18 protein-coding genes are annotated in these 24,000 nt (G+C 32.2%); 9 read left to right on the plus strand and 9 right to left on the minus strand.

Annotation, left to right across the window (positions count from 1 at the left end; all coding sequences use genetic code 11):
* Window positions 1-38 precede the first annotated feature (38 nt).
* A complete protein-coding gene (locus tag ACZIYX_RS18835; protein WP_462683808.1) occupies window positions 39-422 on the minus strand; it encodes a helix-turn-helix domain-containing protein in 384 nt (127 codons plus the stop codon).
* 497 nt (window positions 423-919) lie between these two features.
* Between ACZIYX_RS18835 and ACZIYX_RS18840 the strand changes: the two genes are divergently transcribed.
* The 5 genes from ACZIYX_RS18840 to ACZIYX_RS18860 all read left to right on the plus strand — a co-directional run bounded on the left by ACZIYX_RS18840 (window position 920) and on the right by ACZIYX_RS18860 (window position 8,328).
* Window positions 920-2,521, plus strand: coding sequence for a type I restriction-modification system subunit M (locus ACZIYX_RS18840; protein ID WP_462683809.1), 1,602 nt, complete (start codon window positions 920-922; stop codon window positions 2,519-2,521).
* A gap of 1 nt (window position 2,522) precedes the next feature.
* Entirely contained in the window at window positions 2,523-3,737 is a 1,215-nt protein-coding gene (locus ACZIYX_RS18845) for a restriction endonuclease subunit S (RefSeq protein ID WP_462683810.1), read from the plus strand.
* A gap of 2 nt (window positions 3,738-3,739) precedes the next feature.
* Window positions 3,740-4,252: a hypothetical protein gene (locus ACZIYX_RS18850; RefSeq protein WP_462683811.1), complete on the plus strand. Its 513-nt coding sequence runs from the start codon at window positions 3,740-3,742 to the stop codon at window positions 4,250-4,252.
* A 63-nt stretch (window positions 4,253-4,315) separates the two neighbouring features.
* Entirely contained in the window at window positions 4,316-5,488 is a 1,173-nt protein-coding gene (locus tag ACZIYX_RS18855; RefSeq protein ID WP_462683812.1) for a PDDEXK-like family protein, read from the plus strand.
* Between the two features lie 11 nt (window positions 5,489-5,499).
* Window positions 5,500-8,328 (plus strand): type I restriction endonuclease subunit R, encoded by a 2,829-nt coding sequence (locus ACZIYX_RS18860; RefSeq protein WP_462683813.1) that lies wholly within the window; start codon window positions 5,500-5,502, stop codon window positions 8,326-8,328.
* An 84-nt stretch (window positions 8,329-8,412) separates the two neighbouring features.
* Here ACZIYX_RS18860 and ACZIYX_RS18865 read toward each other — a convergent pair whose 3' ends face one another.
* The 6 genes from ACZIYX_RS18865 to ACZIYX_RS18890 form a co-directional block, all read right to left on the minus strand.
* Window positions 8,413-9,471 carry a hypothetical protein gene (locus ACZIYX_RS18865; protein ID WP_462683814.1) on the minus strand — a complete coding sequence of 353 codons (1,059 nt, stop codon included), beginning with the start codon at window positions 9,469-9,471 and terminating at the stop codon, window positions 8,413-8,415.
* A gap of 6 nt (window positions 9,472-9,477) precedes the next feature.
* A complete protein-coding gene (locus tag ACZIYX_RS18870) occupies window positions 9,478-10,608 on the minus strand; it encodes a tyrosine-type recombinase/integrase (protein WP_462683815.1) in 1,131 nt (376 codons plus the stop codon).
* Between the two features lie 431 nt (window positions 10,609-11,039).
* Window positions 11,040-12,989, minus strand: coding sequence for a S9 family peptidase (locus tag ACZIYX_RS18875; protein ID WP_462683816.1), 1,950 nt, complete (start codon window positions 12,987-12,989; stop codon window positions 11,040-11,042).
* A 17-nt stretch (window positions 12,990-13,006) separates the two neighbouring features.
* Window positions 13,007-16,213: a VPS10 domain-containing protein gene (locus ACZIYX_RS18880; RefSeq protein WP_462683817.1), complete on the minus strand. Its 3,207-nt coding sequence runs from the start codon at window positions 16,211-16,213 to the stop codon at window positions 13,007-13,009.
* 699 nt (window positions 16,214-16,912) lie between these two features.
* Entirely contained in the window at window positions 16,913-17,623 is a 711-nt protein-coding gene (locus ACZIYX_RS18885) for a tetratricopeptide repeat protein (RefSeq protein WP_462683818.1), read from the minus strand.
* A gap of 912 nt (window positions 17,624-18,535) precedes the next feature.
* Window positions 18,536-18,862: an antibiotic biosynthesis monooxygenase family protein gene (locus ACZIYX_RS18890; RefSeq protein ID WP_462683819.1), complete on the minus strand. Its 327-nt coding sequence runs from the start codon at window positions 18,860-18,862 to the stop codon at window positions 18,536-18,538.
* Window positions 18,863-19,085: 223 nt separating this feature from the next.
* Here ACZIYX_RS18890 and ACZIYX_RS18895 point away from each other — a divergent pair, with 223 nt between their 5' ends.
* Window positions 19,086-19,388, plus strand: a complete 303-nt coding sequence (locus ACZIYX_RS18895) for a group II intron maturase-specific domain-containing protein (RefSeq protein ID WP_462683820.1) — start codon at window positions 19,086-19,088, stop codon at window positions 19,386-19,388.
* Between the two features lie 90 nt (window positions 19,389-19,478).
* Window positions 19,479-19,604 (plus strand): hypothetical protein, encoded by a 126-nt coding sequence (locus ACZIYX_RS18900; RefSeq protein ID WP_462683821.1) that lies wholly within the window; start codon window positions 19,479-19,481, stop codon window positions 19,602-19,604.
* Window positions 19,605-19,744: 140 nt separating this feature from the next.
* Here the strand turns inward: ACZIYX_RS18900 and ACZIYX_RS18905 are convergent, their stop codons facing one another.
* Entirely contained in the window at window positions 19,745-20,632 is an 888-nt protein-coding gene (locus tag ACZIYX_RS18905) for a hypothetical protein (protein WP_462683822.1), read from the minus strand.
* Window positions 20,633-21,023: 391 nt separating this feature from the next.
* Here ACZIYX_RS18905 and ACZIYX_RS18910 point away from each other — a divergent pair, with 391 nt between their 5' ends.
* The gene (locus ACZIYX_RS18910) at window positions 21,024-21,269 is read left to right on the plus strand and encodes a transposase (RefSeq protein WP_462683823.1); all 246 of its coding nucleotides are present in this window, start codon (window positions 21,024-21,026) and stop codon (window positions 21,267-21,269) included.
* A 209-nt stretch (window positions 21,270-21,478) separates the two neighbouring features.
* Here ACZIYX_RS18910 and ACZIYX_RS18915 read toward each other — a convergent pair whose 3' ends face one another.
* Complete coding sequence (locus ACZIYX_RS18915) at window positions 21,479-23,344, minus strand: mucoidy inhibitor MuiA family protein (protein ID WP_462683824.1); 1,866 nt, start codon at window positions 23,342-23,344, stop codon at window positions 21,479-21,481.
* Between the two features lie 186 nt (window positions 23,345-23,530).
* Here ACZIYX_RS18915 and ACZIYX_RS18920 point away from each other — a divergent pair, with 186 nt between their 5' ends.
* Entirely contained in the window at window positions 23,531-23,848 is a 318-nt protein-coding gene (locus tag ACZIYX_RS18920) for a reverse transcriptase domain-containing protein (RefSeq protein WP_462683825.1), read from the plus strand.
* The last annotated feature ends 152 nt before the right edge of the window (window positions 23,849-24,000 follow it).

Raw genomic sequence — 24,000 nt, forward strand, 5'->3', positions numbered from 1 at the left:
TGCTTTTATCTGTAAAGCTCACCTACTAATGCAAGCGCTTAGAGTATACGGGTGGATCTTCTTCTGTTTGGGACTCCTTTTTCCTCTCTCAATCGTAAGTACTCCTCCGCTTTTTGATCCATAACATTGGGCTTGCCTTGGTGTATCCATTCTATGATTCCCTTTTTAGAAAAAGTTAGTGGTTTTCCTCTAGAGAGTACTGGGATTTCATACCTGCTTATCTTGGAATACATCGTGGGTTTGCTATAGCCTGTAAGTTCGCAGACCTCCTCCATAAAAATGATGTCCTTTTCTTCTTTTTCTAAAAGCGTAGGCTTGCTATTTTTTAGCGACTCTTCGCAATGTTGTCGGAACATCTCGCGGTGCAGTTCTTTATATTCTCCAACAGTTAATGTGTACAATGGTTTTGATAAATCACTCATGTTTTAATTTTTTTGATAATTAGTAATGAGCATTACATAATGCGTTGTTTTTGTTTAGATATCTGCTGCTAAATAACAAAGCATTTCAAAGCACTTTTTAGATAAATCGTAGAGTATAGAGTTTTCTAAATGTTTATCTCCTATTTTTTTGGATATGCCTTGTATCTACAAGGGTTTTATATATAGGTAGTGTGTCAAAATAAATCGTAGAGTATAGAGAATAGAGCGTTTTATTGTTGGTGAACGGGTAAGGTATTTATATATTTAAGTTGCCATTAAAATACAAAAGTCAAGAGCAAGAAAATAATGTGCTTAATAAACTCAAAAGCATAAATTTTTCAATCAAAAACTAAGTTACTTATAAAGCTTGTAGTATATCTTAAAAGAAGGATAAAAATACGAGCAACAGAATAATAAAATTTATTTTATAGAATAGTTCTAATTACAGATTAAATCTTTATATTTTTAACATTTTATAAAATACCATACCAGTATAAATGTCAGAAGAACAAAAAAAACTACTTGAAAAACAATTATGGGCTATTGCTAACCTATTAAGGGGCAAAATGGATGCAGATGATTACAGAAACTACATCTTAGGCTTTATTTTCTTTAAATATCTTTCAGAAAAACTACACATCTATGCCGATGAGATATTAGCACCAGATAATTTAACCTACGAGCAGCTAGATGAAAATTCAGATAACGGTACGTTATTTATAGAAGCAGTTAAAAAAGCGTGTATAAAAAATTTAGGCTACTTCTTAAAACCATCAGAATTATTTACATCGATTGCTCAAAAAGGGAATAATCTTGTCGAAATTAAAACAAATGATAATGACGAAGCGAAACAGTTTTTTATTATTGAAGATCTGGAACGCATACTTACCAATATAGAGCAGAGTACCATGGGGACAGAATCAGAAGACGATTTTGTAAAACTCTTTGAAGACTTAGATTTAACCTCTGGTAAATTAGGCAGAACCGTTAAAGCGCAAAACGAAATTATAGCAAAAATAATAACCCATTTAGATGCTATTGATTTTCAATTAAAAGATGCAGAAAGTGATTTATTAGGAGATGCTTATGAGTTTTTAATCGGGGAATTTGCGGCAGGTGCTGGTAAAAAAGCAGGCGAGTTTTATACCCCTCAAGAGGTGTCTACCATATTAGCAAAAATTGTAACTACACGTAAAAAACGTATAAAATCGGTATATGATCCAACATGTGGCAGTGGTTCGTTATTATTACGGGTCGCCAGAGAAGTGGATGATGTAGGGATGTTTTACGGTCAAGAATTAAACCGTACTACGTATAACTTGGCACGTATGAATATGATTTTGCACGATGTACATTATTCTAAGTTTGATATTAAGCAAGAAGACACGCTAGAAGAGCCACAGCATATAGATATCGATTTAAAAGCAGAAGCTATTGTAGCAAATCCACCCTTTTCTGCTAAATGGAGTGCAAAAAGTATTTTTAGCACAGATGATCGCTTTAGCCAATATGGTAAGTTAGCACCAAAAACCAAAGCAGATTTTGCCTTTGTACAACACATGGTACATCATTTAGACGAAAACGGAATAATGGCAACCGTATTACCACATGGTGTATTGTTTAGAGGAAGTTCTGAAGCACATATACGGCGTTATTTAATTGAGGATAGAAATTATATAGATGCGGTTATAGGGCTGCCAGCAAATATCTTTTTTGGTACAGGTATTCCAACCTGTATTTTGGTAATAAAAAAATGTAGAGAAGTAAATGAAGATGTATTATTTATAGATGCAAGTAATCATTTTGAAAAGAAAGGGAAAGACAATAAATTATTACCTAACCATATCGACGATATTGTAGCTACCTATGTAAATAGAGAAGTCATAGATAAATATAGTTATAGAGCAACTTTAAAAGAAATTGCTGATAACGATTATAACCTTAATATACCTCGTTATGTAGATACTTTTGAGGAGGAAGAGCCTATTGATATTAATGCAGTTGCAGAACAAATACAGGCTTTAGATGCAGAAATTGCTGAAACGGATAAACGCATTGCTTCCTATTGTAAAGAGTTAAATATTAAAACACCTTTTTAGTATGGAAAAGCAAATAATGCCACTATTGAGGTTTCCAGAATTTACGGATAATTGGGTAACCAAAAAATTAAATAATTTAGGCACTGTTGTTAATGGTTTAACATATAGTCCTAATGATGTTAATGATAATGGTGTTTTAGTATTAAGGTCGTCTAATATTCAGAATAATCAGTTATCATTTGAAGATAATGTTTATGTAAATGCAGATGATTTTAATGAAGTTTTGGAAAATGATATTTTAATATGTGTTAGAAATGGTAGTAAAAGATTAATAGGTAAAAATGTTTTAATTCCAAAAAACATTGAAGGTGTTGCATTTGGTGCATTTATGTCAGTTTACAGAAGCAAGTACAATAAATTTATCTTTCAACTTTTTGCTACTGAAAGTTATCAAAGAACTATATATGAAAATTTAGGTGCTACAATAAACTCAATTAATAATAGTGAAATAAAGAAATTTCAATTCAATTTCCCTTCAATATTAGAACAACAAAAAATAGCCTCATTCCTTACCGATATAGATGCTAAAATTACCAAACTCACCAAAAAGAAAAAACTTTTAGAGGAATACAAAAAAGGGGTAATGCAAAAAATATTTAATCAAGAATTAAGATTTAAAGATGATGATGGAAATGATTTTCCTGAGTGGGAAGAGAAGAGATTGGGTAATATTTGTGAGATGACCTCAAGTAAGAGAGTATATATTTCTGATTATGTTGAAGAAGGTATTCCATTTTACAGGGGAAAAGAAATCTCAGATATAAAAATGAATAGAATACCTTCTGACATTCTTTATATATCAGAAAGTAGATATAATGATTTTAAAGATAAGTATGGTGTACCTAAAATTAACGATATTTTGATAACTGCTGTTGGTACTTTGGGTAACGTACTACGAATAGCGAATGATGATAAGTTCTATTTTAAAGATGGTAATTTAATTTGGTTAAAATCCATTAAGGAAGAATCGAAGTTTTTAGAAATTCTACTTCAATATAGCACACCCAAATTACTGAAAACGGCTATTGGTTCTTCTCAAAAGGCTTTAACGATGGTTGAGTTAAGAAAACTTCGTTTTTTATTTCCTTCAGTTGAAGAACAAACCAAAATAGCTACTTTCTTATTAGATGTAGATTTGAAAATACAAGCTATAAATACCAAAATAGAGAATAGTAAAACCTTTAAAAAAGGTTTATTACAACAAATGTTTGTGTAATTATGGATAAATCTAATTTTATAAATAATGAAGTTTGGGTATTAAGTATTATGGGAGCTTTTCAAAGAGCTAATGTTTATAGGGTTAATGCTACAGAATTAGAGAAAAAGGATTTTAAGCGTATGCTAAAAGATCATTTGGATAACACACTACAAACTAAATATTCGAAACCTGTTTCAGAAACGGAACATATAGAAAACATTAAAGAAGTTATTCGTTTTTCAGAATGTTCAAAAAAATTGCTAACCGATGGGAAATTAAATTTTGGAGTAGCTCAAAAATTGCTCAACCTATATTTAAAATATAATTGGTGTTTGGATAAAATTCCAACACCGCCGCATTTTCCTGTAGATAGCATTATTCAAAAAAGATTAGGTTTAAAAGTAATCGCCTGGACTAAAATGAAAGATGAAAAGGAATATATGAAAATCATAAACCATGCAAAAGCACAGGTAAGCAAACACAATTGTAAAACTATTGCAGCATTAGAGCTACTCTTGTTTAGTAGAAACTAATAGATATGATCACAACTACGCAACCATAACAAGTATTAGAAGATAATTTAGTTCCCTAATTGAATGGCACAAAAACATAAGCATATATTAGATAGGGTTACAACAATTGTTAAGCACCATAAGGAGTTAACAATAGCAAAAGGCGAGTTATTTAATATTTACAGCATATTAAATTTAAAAACAAAAGAAGTTCGCACACATTCTGCATTTATAGCAGAATTATTAAATCCTAGTGGAAGTCATTTTATGGGATCTAAATTTCTAAAAGCGTTCCTAGAGGTACTTCCTAGTGAAGATTTTGATAAACATTTAGATTTAGAAAATACAATTGTCTTCATTGAATTTTATATTGGGGCTATAAACAGAGAGTCAAAAACAGGAGGTAGAATAGATCTTTTGTTAAAAGATAATCAAGGAAAATCAATAGCCATTGAAAATAAAATTGATGCAGATGATCAAGGCGAACAAATAGAACGATACTGTAATTATAATAAAAATAATAACAAAGTAATTTACTTATCCAAATTTGGTGATGAACCATCAGAAATGAGTAAAGGTGAGTTGAGTTCTGGATCAGATTTTTATGTAATAAGTTATAAAAATGAAATCATTAATTGGCTAGAAATATGTCAGAACATTGCGTCAGATCAACCTATTTTGAGAGAAAGTATTAAACAATATAAAATTTTAATTCAACAAATAACAAATACTTTGGGAAATCAACAAGAAAATGAATTGGAAGCAGTAGTTGTTAACAGTTTAGAAGAAGCGTCTCAAATTTCTTCAAAATATATTCAAGTGGTTAAAACCTTAAAAGAAAATTTTAGAAAAGCTGTTTTACACCTTTTAGAAGAATCTGAAATGGAAGGTTACACCTATAAAACACAAAAAGAAGTTAGTTCTGCATGTGCTAGTGTATGGTTTCATAATAAGGTTTCAGATGCTAAAAAAACGTGGTTTGGTGTAGAAAGTTTTAGCGGTATTGGTCATTCTGGCGGGGTCTTATTTGTAGGCATTTATAGTGAAAAAAGAGATTTAGAATTAGATAAAGAATACGACAGTCTAAACAAAGGTTGGATACATCATAAAATTTTGAAATTTGATAATCAAGAGGTTAATTTATCCGATAATTCTTTTCTTCAAAGAATCACTACAAAAGAAAACTTGAATATTGTTGCAAAAGATATAGTAAAACAAATTATTCCTTTCGTAAAAGAACATGCTCACTTAGTATAAGAATTGTAGTTATGACAACCCAACCAGAACAAGTATTAGAAAATAATTTAGTAAGCCAACTAATAGGATTAGGTCATAAATCTGTTGTTATAAAAACAGAAGATGATCTATTAAGCAATCTCAAGTTACAGTTAGAAACCCATAACAAAACAACATTGACTGCTTCAGAGTTTGATAGAGTACTAATACATCTTTCTAAAGGGAGTATTTTCGATAAAGCGAAAACGCTACGAGATAAATATGTACTGCAAAAAGACAATGGAGACAAAGCGTATATAGAGTTTATCAATCAAGATTTTTGGTGTCAAAATCAATTTCAAGTTACAAACCAAATAACTATTAATGGTAAAAGAGAAAACCGTTACGATGTAACTATTCTCATTAACGGTTTACCATTAGTACAAATAGAATTAAAGCGAAGAGGTATTGAGTTAAAAGAGGCTTTCAATCAAATACAACGCTATCAAAAAGAATCATTTGCTTCTAACAATGCTTTATTCAATTATGTGCAAATATTTGTAATTAGTAATGGAGTAGATACCAAGTATTATGCGAATAGTCAAAAGCAAAGTTTCAAGTTTACATCTTTCTGGGGTGATGAAAAGAATAAAAAAATCACTCAATTAGATACCTTTACAAGCATATTTTTAGAGCCTTGTCATATTGCGAAAATGATTACTAAGTATATTGTTTTACACGAAAGTGATAAGATATTAATGGTGCTTAGACCATATCAATTTTATGCTGTAGAATCCATAATAGACAGAGTAAAAAATAGTGATAAAAATGGTTATATCTGGCATACTACAGGTTCAGGTAAAACACTAACATCATTTAAAGCAAGTCAAATATTAACGCATAATCCTAAAATAAAAAAAGTAGTATTTGTAGTAGACAGACAAGATTTAGACGATCAAACCGTAAGAGAGTTTAGAGCATTTGATAAAGATAGTATAGATGGTACAGAAAATACCAAAATGCTTATTGACCGATTTTTAGATACTAACAGACGGCTATTAGTTACTACCATACAAAAGCTAAATAGTGCTATTTCAAAGACAAAGTTCAGAAAACAAATAGATGCTTTAAAAGATGATAAAGTAGTCTTTATATTTGATGAGTGCCATCGTTCTCAATTTGGAGATACACACAAACGTATTGTAAATTTCTTTACCAATCATCAATTATTTGGTTTTACAGGTACGCCTATATTTGTTAAAAATGCCATTAGTAAAAAGAGCATAAAACAAACCACAGCAAATCTGTTTCACAAGTGTTTGCATCAATATGTAATTACCGATGCAATAAGAGATGAAAATGTATTAAAATTTTCAATAGAGTATTACAATGTGTTTAAATCTAAAGAAGGTATCGATGATATCAAAGTTGAAGATATAGATAAGCAAGAGGTGTATGAGAGTGATGTTTATATAAATACCATCACAAACTACATCTTAGCAAATCATAATCGCAAAACGCATCATAGAACCTTTACAGCAATGTTTTGTGTGAGTAGCGTAGATATTCTAATTAAATATTATGAGTTATTAAAAGCTAAAAAAGAAGCTGGAGAACACCGTTTAAATATTGCAACAATCTTTTCTTATAATGTAAACGAGCCAGATAAGGATGCAGATGGTCAAATACAGGAAGAAGACGTAAATGATGATAAACCTGTAAACAAGCACTCAAGAGATAAGTTAGACGAGTTTATTGCAGATTATAATAAGCAGTTTAGAACTAAACATTCTACCAAAGATGGTAATGCGTTTCTAAACTATAAAAAGGATATTTCTAAACGAGTTAAAAATAAACAGATTGATATTTTATTAGTCGTTAATATGTTTTTAACAGGTTTTGATAGTAAGTCTTTAAATACACTCTACGTAGATAAAAACTTAAACTTTCACGGATTAATACAAGCCTATTCACGAACTAACAGAATCTTAAACGAAAAAAAATCACAAGGAAACATTTTAGCATTTCGTAATCTAAAACAAAACACAGACGATGCAATTGCTTTATTTTCAGATAAAAATGCAAAAGAAACCATAACCATTGCACCTTATGAAGAGCAAATAAAGAAATTTAATGATGCATATAAAGTGTTAATGGGTATTGCGCCAACAGTAGATAGTGTAAATGATTTAGTTACCGAAGAAGATGAATTAAAATTTGCCAAAGCATTTAGAGAGATAATGCGTTTAAAAAATATACTGTCTTCTTTTGTAGAATTTACATTTGACGATACCTATATGAAAGAACAGGATTTTGCAGATTATACAAGCAAATACTTAGATCTTTACGATAAGATTAAAACTAATAACCAAAAAGAATCTGTATCTATATTAGATGAAATTGATTTTGAATTAGAATTAATACATCGTGATGAAATTAATGTAGCTTACATAATGAAATTATTGGCGCAATTAAAAGATGCTAAGCCAAAAGATCAGGCAAATCAGAAAAAGCAAATTATAGATTTGATTGCAGGTGAAACAGAGTTAAGAAGTAAGCGTGTATTGATAGAAAAGTTTATTCAAAATAATTTACCGAAAATTAGTAATGGTGATGATGTAGAAGATGTATTTAAAGCCTATTGGGAAGTAGAAACTAAAAAGGCTTTACAAGAATTAAGTACAACTGAAGCATTAAAAAAAGATAAGGTAGAGAGTATTATAAATGATTTTCTTTTCACAGGAAGAATGGCTACCGAAGATGAAGTAATTGAAGCATTAGAAAAACAACCAAGTGTTTTACAAAGAGAATCAATAAGTAATAGAATAACAGAGAAAATAAAAGATTTTATAACGACTTTTATTAATGGAGTTGATAATTAACTTAAAAATTTTTACAGGAAATTGAGTTTCTATTTCTATTATTTTGTGTTGTTATAGCCTAAAAGAATTTTTTTATAATAAAAATTATAACCTATCCGCTATGCTATATAATATCTTCTTTTTTTCTGTAGTACCACCATTGGCATATTGAAGTTGGCTAGCATCAAATTCATTGCCATCTTTATCTAAAAAACATTTTATGGTAGTCGTCCAATTTTCATTACCCATTGGTTCTATTTTATTGGTTTTTATCATATAATGTACAAAAAGCTTCAGGTATATTTTGCCTCCAATCCAAACACATCTTTTGGTCTTGGAAACCCCTCTGCCTGAAAATATTTTTTTAAAGTTATCCAAATCAAAGTCTATGTCTGCTTTTATAAACTTATGTTCTATCAGCTGCTCAAATGCAGTATCAAATTCATTGGTATTAGTATTCAAATAAGCAGGGTCTTTCTTAATGGCAGTAAGGAAATAGGAATTGTATTCTTTTCTGGTTTTTGGGCGTTTTCCAAGAGCTTTTGCAGTTTGTATTTCAGGTTCTTTCTTTACTATCTGGTTTTCTAAAGGAGGGATCAAATTATTTAGATAGTCCATCATAGTATCGCTCACTCTATCCGAGAAAAATATGTTTTTATATTGTCGGATCACTCTTATTCTAAGAAAATCGATATAAACAGCTTTGTTGCCCTCAAAAGAACAAGATAAGTGGTGATTTAAAAAATCAAACAAATAGCCTAATCCTAGCTCATATTGTCGGATTTTTAATGAAAACCAATAACCAAAATCTTCCGCATTCGTTGGTATTTCATAATTAACGCGATATTGATATCCATCATTTTGACAATAAAAATATTCTAAACATATATGTTCTATAAAATCAGGGGCAGCCCTATGGAACCGGTTAATTTTGCTTTCATAATACCGTCTTAAATCATCGTTGCCATTCAAATAGTGTTCGTAGGTAATAAAAGGAGTGGATTTTGATATTGCTATCGCTCGCATTTTCTCGCTAAGCTCTTCCATTACTAGGGTTAGAGGGAATTTATCGAACTCTATAGGTTTATCCAAAATCCATGCATGTTCAAAATCCCAGATATCTATCGTATTGATGTTGAAATAAGAAAAACAAGGTTGTCGCATTTGTATTTATATATCAAGGTTAGGAATAGAATTTACAGCATCTACTTTTTTCTGGTCAATTATTTTTGCATAAATCTGGGTGGTCTTTAAAACTCTATGCCCTAATAATTTGGATACTGTGTAAATATCTGTGCCAAAAGTTAGCTGTAAAGTAGCAAAAGTATGTCTGGCGCAGTGAAACGTGATCTTTTTAGAAATCCCCGCATTTAAAATCCATCGTTGAATCCGAATTGAAGTGGAACCGTCATATTTTAACCCATTAAAAACAAGTGTTCCTTTATCTTCATTGGGTTCTCCTAATAAATCTCTTGCTTGTGTAGAGATAGGTAAGGTTTCTGTTCCTTTGGTTTTCTTTTGAGTAAAACGTATATACCAACCTTGCTCTTTGGAATATTGCACCTCTCTCCATTTCATCTTTAGGATATCGGATTTTCGTAATCCAGTTAATGCACTAAAGAGAAATGCTTTTTTTAAAATAGGGTAACGGCATTCGGTTTTTACTAATGCCTTTAATTCTTCTAAAGTTAAAAACTCCCTTTCTTTTTCTTCTTGTTGTATATGAGCTACATCTTCACAAGGATTATGATTCAATAACTTGTCCTTTTGTGCTTGTCGTATGGAAGTTTTAAATTTGCTAAAATAAATATGAGCTGTATTGACCGATAATGTAATGTTATTGTCTGGAGCATTTTTAGATAACAGATACTCTTTAAACCCTTCTACCCACTGCTTATCTATATCTTGGATAAAAACACCATTAGTGCCTGCATATTTTGTAATATAGTGCAATACTGAATTCCATATCCCATAAGAAGATTTATTGTTTATCTTTTTTTGAGTTTGCTCTCTAAAATACGCTATGAAACTTTTTTTAGAATTGGTATCTTTATCTCGGATAAGATGTGAAAAATCATGTTCTTCATGTTGTAATTTTAACAACTGCCTAGAACGGATGCTTTCTGCAAGTATCAGGGTATTCTTATTATGTTCTTTTTGTGGTTTGGATTTTGGATTAGAATAGAGGTATAATTTCAGGGATTCTTTTCTTCGGGTTTGTTTAGCTTTAGGAAGATAGTAATCCAGAAATAAACTTATCCTACCATCTTTCAAACTTTTTTGTCTTAGAGAGATATTCATACTGTATTATTTTTTGTGCCTTTTAGAATACAAAGGCACAATTACAGCGCAATAATAAGCAAAAAAGCACAAACTTATGACGTTTTTAACATAATTAATACTTTAAAAAATAACTATAAATCACTGATAAACAAAGATTATTGTGTTTAATATATATTAATTATGATTTTTGAATTTACCGTAAAAGAAAATAATGATTTTTTTCTTTTTATGAATTAGAAAATTAAAGCATACCCTTAGTTACGGTTTCATTTTATGATGAAATAGAAAGGAAAAAAAGGGTGTTTTATTGCGGTAACTTCAAAGTGTAAATGGTATAATTTAGCTATACCAAACAGATATAGTATCATGTAATATTAAAAAAGTACTCTTTCTAATATATAGAAAGAGTACTTTTTAGAAATCTTTAAAAATAGGATAGATTACTATTCTTAGTTTTCTGAGTCAACCTTGGCAGACTCGGTCTTACCATCATTTATTATTTTACTATCCCCATCTTTTAAATAGGTATCCAAAAATTTTAAAACCCTGCCATAAGCTTCTATTTGATTTTCTTTTTTCACAAAACCATGTCCTTCATCGTCAAACAGAACGTATTCTACAGGAACTCCGTTCTTTTTAACTCCTTCTACAATCTCATCAGATTCTATTTTTAACACTCTTGGATCCTGAGCTCCCTGAAGTACAATTAAAGGCTTGGTGATTTTTTCGGTATGAAAAAGTGGAGAGATCTGGTGCAGTCGAATAGAATCTGCGGTGTTTGGATCTCCCATTTCGGTATATAAAGCTTCTTTAAAAGATTCCCACCATGGTGGAATACTTTTTAAAGTTCGTATCCAGTTAGTAACCCCAAAAAGGTTTACTCCAACTTTAAATTCTTCTGGAGTATAGGTTAGTGCCGCCATGGTCATATAACCACCATAAGATCCGCCTATAATCCCTATTTTACTGCTATCAATAATATCTTGTTTTGCCAACCAATCTTTTCCGGCAATACAATCTTTTAAATCTTTGTCGCCATGGTTACGGTCATCCATTTTATAGAACGTTTTACCATAACCACTGCTTCCTCTGTTATTTACAGCCAATACTGCATACCCATGGTTTACCAGATATTGGATTACCGAAGAATATCCTTGTCTGGATTGTCCACCGGGGCCACCATGTACCCATACCAATGCAGGCACCTTATTTGTAGCAGTAGCTTGTTTTGGCTGGTAATAGATTGCAGGAATTTCTAATCCATCAAACGAAGGAAAGCGGACTACCTGAGAGGTAACCAAATGTTCTGCATTAATATCTTTATTTAAAACATCGGTAAGTTTATGATACTTTTTGGTAGCAAGATTATAAGAGTAAGAATTATCCGGGGTATTAGAACCACCAACACTTAGAAGAGTCATAGATTCGTCCCGGGAAAAGCTTGCACGATTAATTTCCTGATTATCTATAGCAGGAAAATCGACTTTGGTGCCAGTTGCAACTTCGGTTGCTTCTATAATAGTTTTAGCATCTTCGTTTGTAAATAGTATTTGGTATTTTCCGTTTCGGGTAAAGTAAAAACCAGAAATATCCCATTTTTTTTCCGCTATTTTTTCTTTAGTACCTTTTTCAAGATCATATTTCATTAGGTAATTAAACTCTGCATTATCATCTGTCGTATAATAAAAAGAAGCACCATCGGGCGAGAAATCTTCAGGAGAGTTACTGCTTAAATTGGCATTGACCTTTGTTTTTTCGTTTGTCGTTGTATTTAGCAGATAAAGATCTCTATCATTGGTGTTGATCGTCTTGGTTAACAGGATATGCTTTCGGTCTTCAGACATCATCCCAAAATCCATTCCATCTTCATTTTTATAAATCATTTTTGAAGTAAAATCTGCAATGTTCATTTCATAATGATCCATAAATTTAGAATCCCGCTCATTACTTCCGTAAAAAAAACTTTTTCCATCTTTTGCCCACCCTCTAAACAGTGCTCTTACATTTTTTTCGGGAGTTAAGCGTTTAATTCCTGAACTGTCTTTAACAAATATCTTAAAGATTTCATCTCCGTTGCCATCCATTCTAAATAAGATTCTGTCATCTTCAGGAAAATAAGAGATTCCGTATACAGAAGCACTATCCGATTTTGTTACAGGAGTAAACTCTCCACCGGTAGAAGGTACGGTATACATATTATAAATACCAGATCGGTTACTGGTCATTAATACCGTAGATTTATCTGGCGAAAAGCCATTTGCAAATGCATTTTCGTTATCCATAAATTGCTCTATGGAGTATTGCTCTATGGTAATGGGTTGTGCAATTTCTTCTTTCTTTTCTTTTTTACAAGAAAAGAAGAGAAGCAACCCTAAACTTAACAGGATTATTTTTTTCATGATCTATATTACTTTATTTACTGTTGTATACTAAAATTCTTTACCTCTTTAAAAGGAGATGTTTTTAATTTTTCTACGGTTTCTCTATAGGTTTTCCACTCTTGTGCAAAGAACGTATTGGTCTTTATCAGTGCATCTTGTAAAGCGTCTTTTGCTTGTTTTATAAGGGTGTTTTCTGTAGTGGTTAATCCATTTTTACGGCTGCTGGTATACCCTTGTGCGTTTTCCAGACGTTGCATTACATTTATAGTTGGATCGTTGGTGATACCTTGTCGTTTATCTTCTTTACCAATATATAGTGCAATTACACTATCTATTTTTTTAGAAATATCTTTAGATAATTTTATTTGTTCTTTATATTTCTTTTTGCCTAGTTTTTGCAGTTCTGTTTGGTATTTTGCAGCTATTTCTTTGCTTTCTGCCAATTGTTTTACGACATCTGCAATTTTCTGTTTTATCTCTTCGAGGTTTTTAGAAGCAGTATATACTTCATTTATATTTTTTTGAGATACCGGTAACCTTGGATCAGCTTGTACTTCGATACTGCTCTCAGATGTTTGATCCCCGTATTCCAGCAATAGTTTGTATTTTCCGGGTTTAACGGCTATTCCTCCTGGTTCTTTATCTTGTTTTTCGACTTTTCTATTTGGTTGTTCTGCTCCTTTTTCATCCATCAACCATTTTATTTTATGAAATCCCGTAGAGTCTGGCGTTTTTTGTTTTAAAGTACGAATCAGTCGATCACCATCATAAACTTTAAGGCGTATAGAGTCCCATTTTATGTTGGCTTCTTCTTGTTCTGCATCTTCTTCGTCTTTATCCTCGTCTTTACCAGGGTCTCCTTTTTTCTTTTCGACTTGCAGGTAGTAAGAAATCAATGCTCCATATTCGCGGTTTGTACCATTGTATATGGCATCTCCTCCAAAACGGGTTCCTGTGGGTTGCTGATATGCTGCCTGATAAGCTATTGGGGTTTCAAAAAGCTGTAATTTTTTATTTAAAATGGTTTTGTCTTTTGCAAGTGCTCTTAGTGGTCGTATATCGTCTAATACCCATGCCGCACGACCAAAGGTGCCTATTACCAAATCGTGTTCTCTGGGTTGTATTACCAAATCTTTTACAGGCACAGTTGGAAATCCTTTGGTCCATTTTATCCAATCGTTACCTGCATTAAGAGAAATATATAATCCATCATCGGTACCCAAAAACAAAAGGTTTTTTTCGATAGGGTCTTCTATAATACTTAGGGTATAGCTTTTTACATCGCTTTGGTCTACAATACGGTTCCAGGTTTTGCCATAATCGGTTGTTCTGTATGCATAAGGGGCATAGTTAAACCTTCGGTAATCATTTGCAACCAAAAGTGCTTCTCCTTTATTTTTATTCGATGCTTTTATTTGTACTATCCAACTACCTTTTGGCAATCCTTTAATATTTGCAGAAACGTCTGTCCAGTTTGTACCTCCATTTTGAGTGATATGTACGCGGCCATCATCGGTAGCTGCCCATAACATGTTTTGTTCCAAAGTAGATGGTTCTACTACCAAAACAGTACAATGATTTTCGGCTCCGGTGGCATCCATAGTTAATCCTCCGCTTTCGTCTTGTTTTAGTTTTTCAGGATCGTTGGTGGTTAGATCCGGGGATATAATGGTCCAGGTAAGCCCTTTATCGGTACTTTTATGTACAAACTGGCTTCCAAAATAAATAGTGTTATTATCAAAAGGGTCTATATTAATAGCAGCGTTCCAGTTAAACCGTAATTTTACTTCGGGATCGGGGTGGGTAGGGCGTACGGTATAATTGTTACCAGTTATCCAATCGTATCTGCTTACGTATCCTTGCTGGCTCATAGACCATCCGTATCTGGAGTCGTCTTTATCCGGTACTACATCAAAACCATCTCCAAAGGATATTTCCTGCCAGTACGAGTTTCGTATTCCTTGTGCTTTCCATACGTAGGCGGGACCTCTCCAGCTACCATTATCCTGCATACCACCATATACGTTATACGGGTATTCATTATCTACATTAATATGATAAAATTGTGCTACGGGTAAATTGCCGATAAATCGCCAGGTTTTACCTCCATCGCGAGAAATATTTAATCCACCATCATTACCATCGATCATATAACTTCCATCGGTTGGATGAATCCACCACGAATGGTGATCCGGGTGTACGCCATTATCTACACCATAGGCAGGCATTAATTGCGTAAAGTTTTTGCCGCCATCTTCAGATACGTTTACATAGGTAAATACAGAATATACCCTGTTTTCATTTTCGGGGTCTACAAATATATCTGAGTAATAAAAGGGACGGTTTCCGATATCATTTTTATCATTTATTTTTTGCCATGTAAATCCTCCATCGGCAGATTTATACAGTGCATTTTTTTTTGCTTCGATAAGGGCATATATAATATTGGGCTTATTGGCAGCGATAGCTATCCCTATTCTTCCCAGATCTCCTTTTGGCAAACCATCTTTATCGGTACGTTGCTCCCAGTTTTTACCACCATCATGGGTGATATAAAGACCAGATCCTTTGCCTCCGGATTTAAAAAACCAAGGGTCTCTTTTGTGTTCCCACATGGCAGCAATTAATTTGTTTGGGTTTTTGGGATCCATAACCAAATCTGCAGCACCGGTTTTATTGTTGTTAAACAAAATTTTGGACCATGTTTCTCCGCCATCGGTAGTTTTAAAAACGCCTCTTTCGGGGTGTTCTCCCCAAGGAGATCCAATTGCTGCAACGTATACCGTATTAGGATTGGTTGGATCGATAATGACTCTATGGATGTGCCGGGTTTTTTCTAACCCCATAAGTTTCCAGTTTTTACCGCCATCCATCGATTTGTATATACCATATCCACCATTAAGACTATTTCTTGGGTTTCCTTCACCTGTTCCTACCCATAATACCGAAGGATTGGATTGTTGAATGGCTACTGCTCCTATAGAAGCGGTAACTTCGTTATCAAAAACAGGTTCCCACTTAATTCCACCCGATGTAGATTTCCATAGTCCGCCAGATGCAGTCCCGGCATATATTATATCCGGATCAGAAGTAACCACATCGATAGCGGTTACACGACCGCTCATCCCACCCGGACCTATATTTCTAGGGGTATTGTCTTTAATAAGATCCATTGTGAAATTTTGCGCAGATACGATAGAAACTACACTTAGTAACAGGAATAATAATAGTTGTTTTTTCATTTTTTTGGTATGCGTTAATTATAGTTGAATTTGTTGTTCAGGTTCTGTGAAAAAATGTATGTTTGGATACTTGTTTTTTAGTATTAAAAGCTCTGTTTCTTTCATTTTTGATGAAATAGTGATACCGACGGCTTCTTTTTGTAATTGCAATGGATCAAATCCCCTATGGATTACACTATTTTGAGTAATCCCAGAAACAGGATAAAGAACGCTAAATAAGAAATGGAATAATTTTAACACATTACAATGGATTGCCTATTAAGAGCCTAAAGTAAATAAAATCAAAACGCTAAAGTCTTAAAGAGGTGTTAAGGTAAAAGGTTGAGTGGTAGTACCTGTTATAATTTCTGAATTTATAAATTTCGTTTTTTTTGTTATTGTTTAATTTTCTCATTAAGAGAGTCTCACTTAAATGTGTGTCTTGGCGAACTCGTTTTTAGCAGTTAGGTTATCAATTAACGTAACGATTGACTACATAATAAGAGCCATATAAGATACTGGTATAGCCTGTCCTGAGCTTGACGAAGGATACGGTTCTGAGAGAGGTTTAGGGGTGAAAATCCCCTTTTCCTACTCGACTGTAAGTAGTGTTTTTATTCAGTTGTTTCTTTATTCCAATAATCTTTTTTGGTTTTTTTCTGTCGATAGTATGCAACAAATATTAAAGAAAGGGGAAAGAATAAAATTATTAAAATCCATTTAAAAATATTCAGAATCATATTTATTTTTTTTCTCAATTTTATTTAGCAATTCTTTGGCGTCCAACATTCCATAATCGGATGCCATTGTCAAAAATTTTCTTGCATTTATTGTATCATTCAATTGATAATATATTTCACCAATCCAGCTAAGCGCGTCAGGTAATTCATAATTATATTTAATAGATTGTTCTAAATCTTTTATAGCAAGTTCGTAATTTTTTAAATATGCATAGGAGATTCCAAGTTCATATTCAATTTCGTATTTTCGAACATAATAGTCGGATTCCGTTTCCTTGTTATTTGTGAAATTGATCACTAAGTAAGTACTATCAGATTTAATTGCTCCTTTTGTCTTAAGTGCTTTGTTATAAAATTCTACGGATTTTTTATAATCTTTAAGACGCTTATAGTTATTTCCAATGTTCATTAGTACAATTGTGTTATCAGAGTCGTACTTTAAAATTTGTTTGTAATCCTCAATTGCTCCGTCATAATTTTTTAGAATCGACTTATCCGCTCCACGATTCAACAATGCTGGTTTAAAATCTGGCTTTTTCTCAATCGCTTTGTCCAAGTAGGGTATAGCTTCAGCATATTTTCCTTTTTCTTCTAATTCAAATGCCAAATCATAATACTGTTCAGCTGTTTTTAAGTCACAAGAACAAAACAAAAGAAAAATAGCAAATATGTAAATTGGGTTTCTTCTCATTACTTACAACGTTCCTTGTATGGTGCGCTTGCTTCTCGAAGGGAGCAAATGAACTATACAAATTGTGTGTGCCCAACATGGGCATCTTTTATTTATCGAAGATAAATAATTAATCTAGAGGGTGCAAGTCCCTTATGGGCAGGGGTTACCCTTCGACTTTGCTCAGGACAGGCTTATTGAACCATTAGTAAGTCGCAAGCTGGTTTATCGTGAGGTATACAGTGAAGGAAACGAGACTACAAAGCTCGGTACTGAGGTACACGAACCGTATACAGAGGCATTTTTATCTGGGTAAGCAATCACATCATTGTAACGCCCAATGAATACCAAAAGGATAATTATGTAGATACGGCAGGGATCGAGTGAAAGAAGATGTCATTACCTGGAGGGCGGAGCGTTAAAAAATGATTTGGTAAATCATTTTAGCGAACGAGCCAGCTTGCCGCGTGTGACAACCACGAGTTGGCTGTATGGAGAAGTCAGCAGAAGTCATAGTACTTATGATAAACGAGTTGTGTAGTAGTAACACATAGGTCTCACATATAAGGAAGGACAGAACATTAAATCACGTTTACATTCGATTAGGAGGTATTGCTAGCCTAATCTTAGGCAGACAGGAGTACAACAAATTATTTAACCCTATGATTGCATCGGTATTAGAAACTACTAATCTTTATAAAACAGAACGTCAAGTCCTGCGTAACAAGGGTGCTAGTGGAGCAACCTCTATTATTTCACCTACCCCTACAAAAACAGCTTTTTATAGACTCTTTAACTTTGATATAAAGATCTTGAAAATCTCATTCCGAATAGACTTAAGAATAGATAAAGACTCTTTATAGGGGCTTAAAATGAGCCATTTAATAATAAATTATAGGCTTGTGCAACAGTTACCATTGTTATGCCCTTTTATTATTTTTTGTTTTCAATAACTGGATTTAAATGCATAAAGCTCATGCTTTTTTCATCAATCATTTCAAAGAATTTTTGACATATTTCGCTTTTCATTACTTCTTGGGCAGCATGTTCAGCAGATTCTAAATCCGTCCAATAAACAATATCTGTCCAAGTGCCATCTTTACTTACTGCAAGCTTTCTACTAATGTAGCCTTTAAATTTTTTGACAACAGGATTTACCGCATTTGCAGCTTCTATTACTTCCTTTTGACAGAACTCTGGTTTTGTTTTAAAAATAACGAGTTCAATTGTCCCTACTTCTTGTCTTTCTTTTTTTTCCATGTTTGAATTGTTTTGATTACCGCAACTAAAAAATGTTATAGTTGTCAGTAGAATTAATAATTGCTTCATTTTTAATAAATATTTATTTAGGAACAAAAATAAAATGGCGCAGTGACAACCCTATGTCAACTAGAATTGGAAATTTTTGAAATAATTTTGTATAAATCAATCACAGGATATGAATTATATACAAACCTATTTTATGAGAATTTTTAAAGTCTAAATGGTATTACCAGGGCATGGATTTGTGCCGATCTACAAGAAAGGCATAAAAGGACAGTACCAGTTGGTTGTTAGTAAAAGTAGTTGGAATACATTTAAGCGTAATCTTAAAGGTTTGACCAAGAAAACCAAACCGATGTCCTTGATAGAACGATTGGACAGAATTACCCAAGTATGCAGAGGATGGGTCAACAATTATCGGTTGACCAATAGCTACACTAAGCTCAAAAAGTTAGATGAGTGGCTACGTAATCGGTTACGGTATTGTATTTGGCATGATTGGAGGGCGAAACGTAAGTTTTGAGCCAGTTGAAGCAGAGAGGAGAGAAAACGTAAGAATCTGATTCGATTAGGAATTAAACATGGACAAGCCTATGCTTGGAGCCGAACCCGAATGGGAGGATGGGCAGTAGCTCAAAGTTTTATATTAGGTACTACCATTACCATATCCAGAGGTAAAAGAAAAGGATACGTTCCTATGATAGACTACTTAAATAAGGAGCAAACTTCGATTTGGTGAACCGCCGTATACGAGACCCGTATGGCCTGTCCTGAACTTGACGAAGGATACGGTGGTACTTCGGTAAACTCAGTAGAGCTGTGAGAGCCTCAACACGGTAAATTAATTTACCGTGTCGGGCTACTCGACCGTTCCTGGTTTTAATTTTTTCTTAAATATCTAACAACTTTTTTCTGATTTTCAGTCCCATTCTCCATTATTAAATCCAAATCTTTTGAAAATGCTTTTAAAAATAATGAATCATTTCCAGGTTCAAAAGCATACTTTTCCATGTCACTTGTCACATAGTCCCCATTCTGAACTAGTTTCTTTTTTGCACTATCATAGGAATAAATTACAGCTTGTTTTTCCTTTTCAATCAAAGATAAAGACTCTTCAGTAATTCCTAATTGCTGTAAGACAGTCTTATGAGGATATAAATCAAAAGAATAATATAAAAAGATTTGACCTCCATATTCTTGAATATTACTTGTTTTTATCATGCCATTTATTCCTTTATTGTTAGATGTTTCATTAGAATTATCAATAAATTCGTCGACTAAATAAACTTTGCCATTATCAATCCTAAAAATCTTATTTGAGAATAACCAATAACCGGAACCACGTCCATATAAAAACTTAAATGAGAAAAATTTATATTGGTCGTTTGAACTATAGATCTTTAATTGAGGATAATCATTATGAAGCCATAAATACTCTTCATAAATTATCTTAAAGTCATTATCGACAACATAAAACATCGTATTTGCATAATAAGAACCAATAAAAATAAGATATTCATCGTCCACGTCATTGTCCAAATTAATCTTAGTCAGATTTAAATACGAATTTGAATTATCATAAGATTTTAAATCAATCGTTTTTGAAGGAATTTTTTTGCCGAATTCTGATATTAGTTCATTTTTATCCGAGCCTTCAATTACTTTTTTAATCCAGGCTGCAGACACTAATTTACCTACATTGCTTTCTTGAGCATAAGTTATCAAGTTAAAGATTAGTAAGATCAAGGCAATTGAGTTCTTTTTCATAGTGATCAATGTATTTATCTGCTAAATATTCGATGAAGTTTTTTTAAAAATTAGGCACAATGGGCTAGTATATAAAACGTAGTGTGTAAAAAGACACTAACTCTTTGGATTAAGGCAGAGCCGAATTTTTATATTTTGTTTTTACTTTTTCTGTTTTAAAAGCCAAATTTTTAAATTTGGCGATCTTTGCAAATAAGCAAAAACCTTTCGTTTTATCACTTTAGCTGCTATTACTTACAGCCATTGTGCCTGTTGCACAACATGCTAAAAATAGTGATATTCTTTATCTTTAGAAGACGCAAGGCAAAAAAGATTATCAAGAAAAACTCTTTACTAGTTTTCGCTTAGGTGATTGAGTAAGTAAGAACAACTTCTACAGGCGATTAAAAGAATGTATAGATTTGGATTTTCTGTATTCTATGACGAATATGAACGAAATATAGCCAAGGTAAACTCTAAACAAGGTGGTTATATAAAAACTAAACGGCAAAGCACCGTAGAACCTATTTTTGGTATACTTACCCAGTTTATGGGACTTAGAAAGATCCATGCTATTGGGATACAACAAGCTAATAAAGTAATGCATTTAAGTACAATTGCTTATAATTTGAAAAAAATATCTGAAATTCATAAATAAAAAGGTAAAAAGTGGGGCAGCATCGGTTATTTTATCTGAATCTATAAAAATCACCTTTTATCAACTCTTTAGGTTCGATATAAAGATCTTTAAAATAACATATCCATAAGACATAGAATGATGAAAGCCTCGGTAAAGAAGCTTAAAATGAATCGTTTTATAAGAAATTAGAGACTTATGCGATGCTTACCGGTGTTATGCATAGTTTTTTATTCTAAAATTAAGTTCCTGTTTTTTGGATATTTAACGGAATAATTTAATTCAAATTTCTTGGTTTCTTTCGGTTCTATTGAGAAATCCCATTTTATTTCACCTGTTCCTACGTTATGCTTTGCGCCTGACATTTCAACTATATCAACTTTAATTTCTTCTAGAGTAGACACTGGAGCCTGATCAAAAATTAACATGTCAATTTTTTGATTCTTATTGTTTTTTACATTAATAGACCAGGCTCTTGTTTCTTCTTTTTTGCTTCCAATAAATTGTTTTGTTGTAAAGTTTTTCGCCTTTTCTCTTTTTACGGATACATTTTTATCTCTTCCAAGTGAAATCTTTAATGTATCAGTTGTATATCTAATATCTAATAAGGTTTTACCAACATAAGTTTCTTCAAAAAATAAGTTTGCTTCACCTTCTAATAAATTATATTTTTCCCAATCAGAAATGTTAGCTATCAAAAAAGCGTCTTTATCTATTTTAGGAACACAGATGTATTTGTATTCTGCTGGTAATTTATAATTTACCATATCAACGGAATAGTTTTTGTTGTCTGATTTTACTGAATAAGGGATATCAATAAAAAAATCTACTGTTGTTTGTTTAACAACTTGATTTGAAGGAATTTGAATGCTACTTGTCCCTCTTGTTTGCACACCACTTACTTTTCCTTCTAAGGTCTTTGTTATTGATTTTCTTTTTTTACTTCCATATCCAACAATGACAACCTCGTCTAAAGATTGATTATCTTCTTTCATATAAACATTCAAAGTAGAATTTGTTATAGGTAACATTTGACTTTCATAACCTATATATGAAAACTCTAATTGGCTCGAAAAGTTTGGTATAGTAATAGAATAGTTACCATCAAAGTCTGTGCTCGTTCCAATAGTTGTGCCTTCAACAATTACATTTACTCCTGGAAGTGGCAAATTTTCTTCATCAAATACTTTCCCTTTGATTTCATTTGAAGATAGATTATATGAAGGAGGTAATGTATTGTAATTTAAAAAATAAGTTTTTAGTTCTGGAGCAACTCCAGTAATATTTGGGTTAACGGATGATAAACTTAATTTTACATTAGTCCAATCAATTTTAGTGTCTTGTTTAACATTTGCTTTATAAATAATCTCTATTGGCTCATTAATATTTTTTACTCGAATATCATAACTTGGAAACCAACCAGAATTTCGAACTAAATAGGAAAGTTCAAAATCTGTTTCTGTAAAATTTTCAGATTCTATTTTAACAAGTATCTCTCCATTTGGAAAATCCCTTTTACTAGTTAATGTTTTAATTTGAAGATCTAAATCAGATTTTGAATTATTTAAGTCTTTCAATCTTTTATTTATGTCAATTTCTTTGAGTTTTAAAGTTGTTAATTTTGTGCTATAGAAATTTGATGCGTCTTTTAGATTGGTAACACTTAATTCTTGGTTTTTACCTCCAATACCCCTATTTTCTTGTAAAAAAACTAATTCCTCTTTTAAAATATCTAAATAGGTTTTTTCAAGGTTAATTTTGTCCTCAAATTCTTGAAATTTTTGTTCCAAGTCTAACAATTCTTTTTGTTTATCAAGCTTGTCAATATAGTTTTGCTGATGGTTTACTGATAGAACTGTTACTTTTCCATTTGCTTTAACCTGAATACTTTTAGCATCTATGAATGGTGATAAATTAATAAATTTCAGTAACGTAGTTCCCTGTTTTAAATCAATTGTTTTTTTTCGTGTAATTTGAGCATCTTTAATAAATACAGTTACTTCATTTACTTTCGTTTCTATTTTTTTCTCAGTTATTTCTTGAGAGTATGTTTCACTAAAAATTAAACAAAAAGTTAAAATGATTATTTTTTTCATAGGTTTATTCATGTGGTTTTATCATGTTTGAAAATTCTGACTAACGGTCAAATTTACTATTAAATTCTTACACAAAAGTTTAACTCGTTAGCAAAAGAAATTAATAAAGTTTCTTTATGTGGGGAATTATATACCACGCTACGCATATGCCTAGAGGCGGATTGCGGACGATTCAACTGTCAAACCGTGGAGAAGTTTGAATGGCTCAAAAGGAAAAGCCCCCCTCAAGGTGGAGTAATAAGTCCTTTGCTGTCTAATTTATTTTTGCATTATGCAATAGATAAGTGGTTTGCAAAAGAGTACTCGGAGATTAAGATGGTTCGTTATGCAGATGATATGATTATTCATTGCCGTACCCAATTGGAGGCAGATCACTTGCTGGCAAAGGTAAGGGATCGATTCTTACAATGTGGATTAGAATTGCATCCACAAAAGACAAAAATTGTGTATTGCAAGAAGGAGGGGAGAAATCACAAGGGATTCCTGTGCAATTCGATTTCTTAGGATTTAGTTTCCGTCCTATGAGGATTAGATTAAAGAAAGGAGGATGTTTTTTACAGTATGATTGTAAAATGAGTCGAAAATCTAATATCATTTCTTATTTGATATTACTGTAATAATTTGTATTTTGCAATATGCCAAAAAAAATACAGATC

The sequence above is a fragment of the Aquimarina sp. genome, from assembly GCF_977115655.1.

Coding starts and splice junctions, on each gene's coding strand:
- ACZIYX_RS18875 (WP_462683816.1), bottom strand. CDS start 12,989: ATGAAAAAAATAATCCTGTTAAGTTTAGGGTTGCTTCTCTTCTTTTCT.
- ACZIYX_RS18900 (WP_462683821.1), top strand. CDS start 19,479: ATGGGAGGATGGGCAGTAGCTCAAAGTTTTATATTAGGTACTACCATT.
- ACZIYX_RS18845 (WP_462683810.1), top strand. CDS start 2,523: ATGGAAAAGCAAATAATGCCACTATTGAGGTTTCCAGAATTTACGGAT.
- ACZIYX_RS18910 (WP_462683823.1), top strand. CDS start 21,024: ATGTATAGATTTGGATTTTCTGTATTCTATGACGAATATGAACGAAAT.
- ACZIYX_RS18860 (WP_462683813.1), top strand. CDS start 5,500: ATGACAACCCAACCAGAACAAGTATTAGAAAATAATTTAGTAAGCCAA.
- ACZIYX_RS18880 (WP_462683817.1), bottom strand. CDS start 16,213: ATGAAAAAACAACTATTATTATTCCTGTTACTAAGTGTAGTTTCTATC.
- ACZIYX_RS18865 (WP_462683814.1), bottom strand. CDS start 9,471: ATGCGACAACCTTGTTTTTCTTATTTCAACATCAATACGATAGATATC.
- ACZIYX_RS18905 (WP_462683822.1), bottom strand. CDS start 20,632: ATGAAAAAGAACTCAATTGCCTTGATCTTACTAATCTTTAACTTGATA.
- ACZIYX_RS18915 (WP_462683824.1), bottom strand. CDS start 23,344: ATGAAAAAAATAATCATTTTAACTTTTTGTTTAATTTTTAGTGAAACA.
- ACZIYX_RS18840 (WP_462683809.1), top strand. CDS start 920: ATGTCAGAAGAACAAAAAAAACTACTTGAAAAACAATTATGGGCTATT.
- ACZIYX_RS18850 (WP_462683811.1), top strand. CDS start 3,740: ATGGATAAATCTAATTTTATAAATAATGAAGTTTGGGTATTAAGTATT.
- ACZIYX_RS18895 (WP_462683820.1), top strand. CDS start 19,086: ATGGTATTACCAGGGCATGGATTTGTGCCGATCTACAAGAAAGGCATA.
- ACZIYX_RS18855 (WP_462683812.1), top strand. CDS start 4,316: ATGGCACAAAAACATAAGCATATATTAGATAGGGTTACAACAATTGTT.
- ACZIYX_RS18835 (WP_462683808.1), bottom strand. CDS start 422: ATGAGTGATTTATCAAAACCATTGTACACATTAACTGTTGGAGAATAT.
- ACZIYX_RS18870 (WP_462683815.1), bottom strand. CDS start 10,608: ATGAATATCTCTCTAAGACAAAAAAGTTTGAAAGATGGTAGGATAAGT.
- ACZIYX_RS18890 (WP_462683819.1), bottom strand. CDS start 18,862: ATGGAAAAAAAAGAAAGACAAGAAGTAGGGACAATTGAACTCGTTATT.
- ACZIYX_RS18885 (WP_462683818.1), bottom strand. CDS start 17,623: ATGAGAAGAAACCCAATTTACATATTTGCTATTTTTCTTTTGTTTTGT.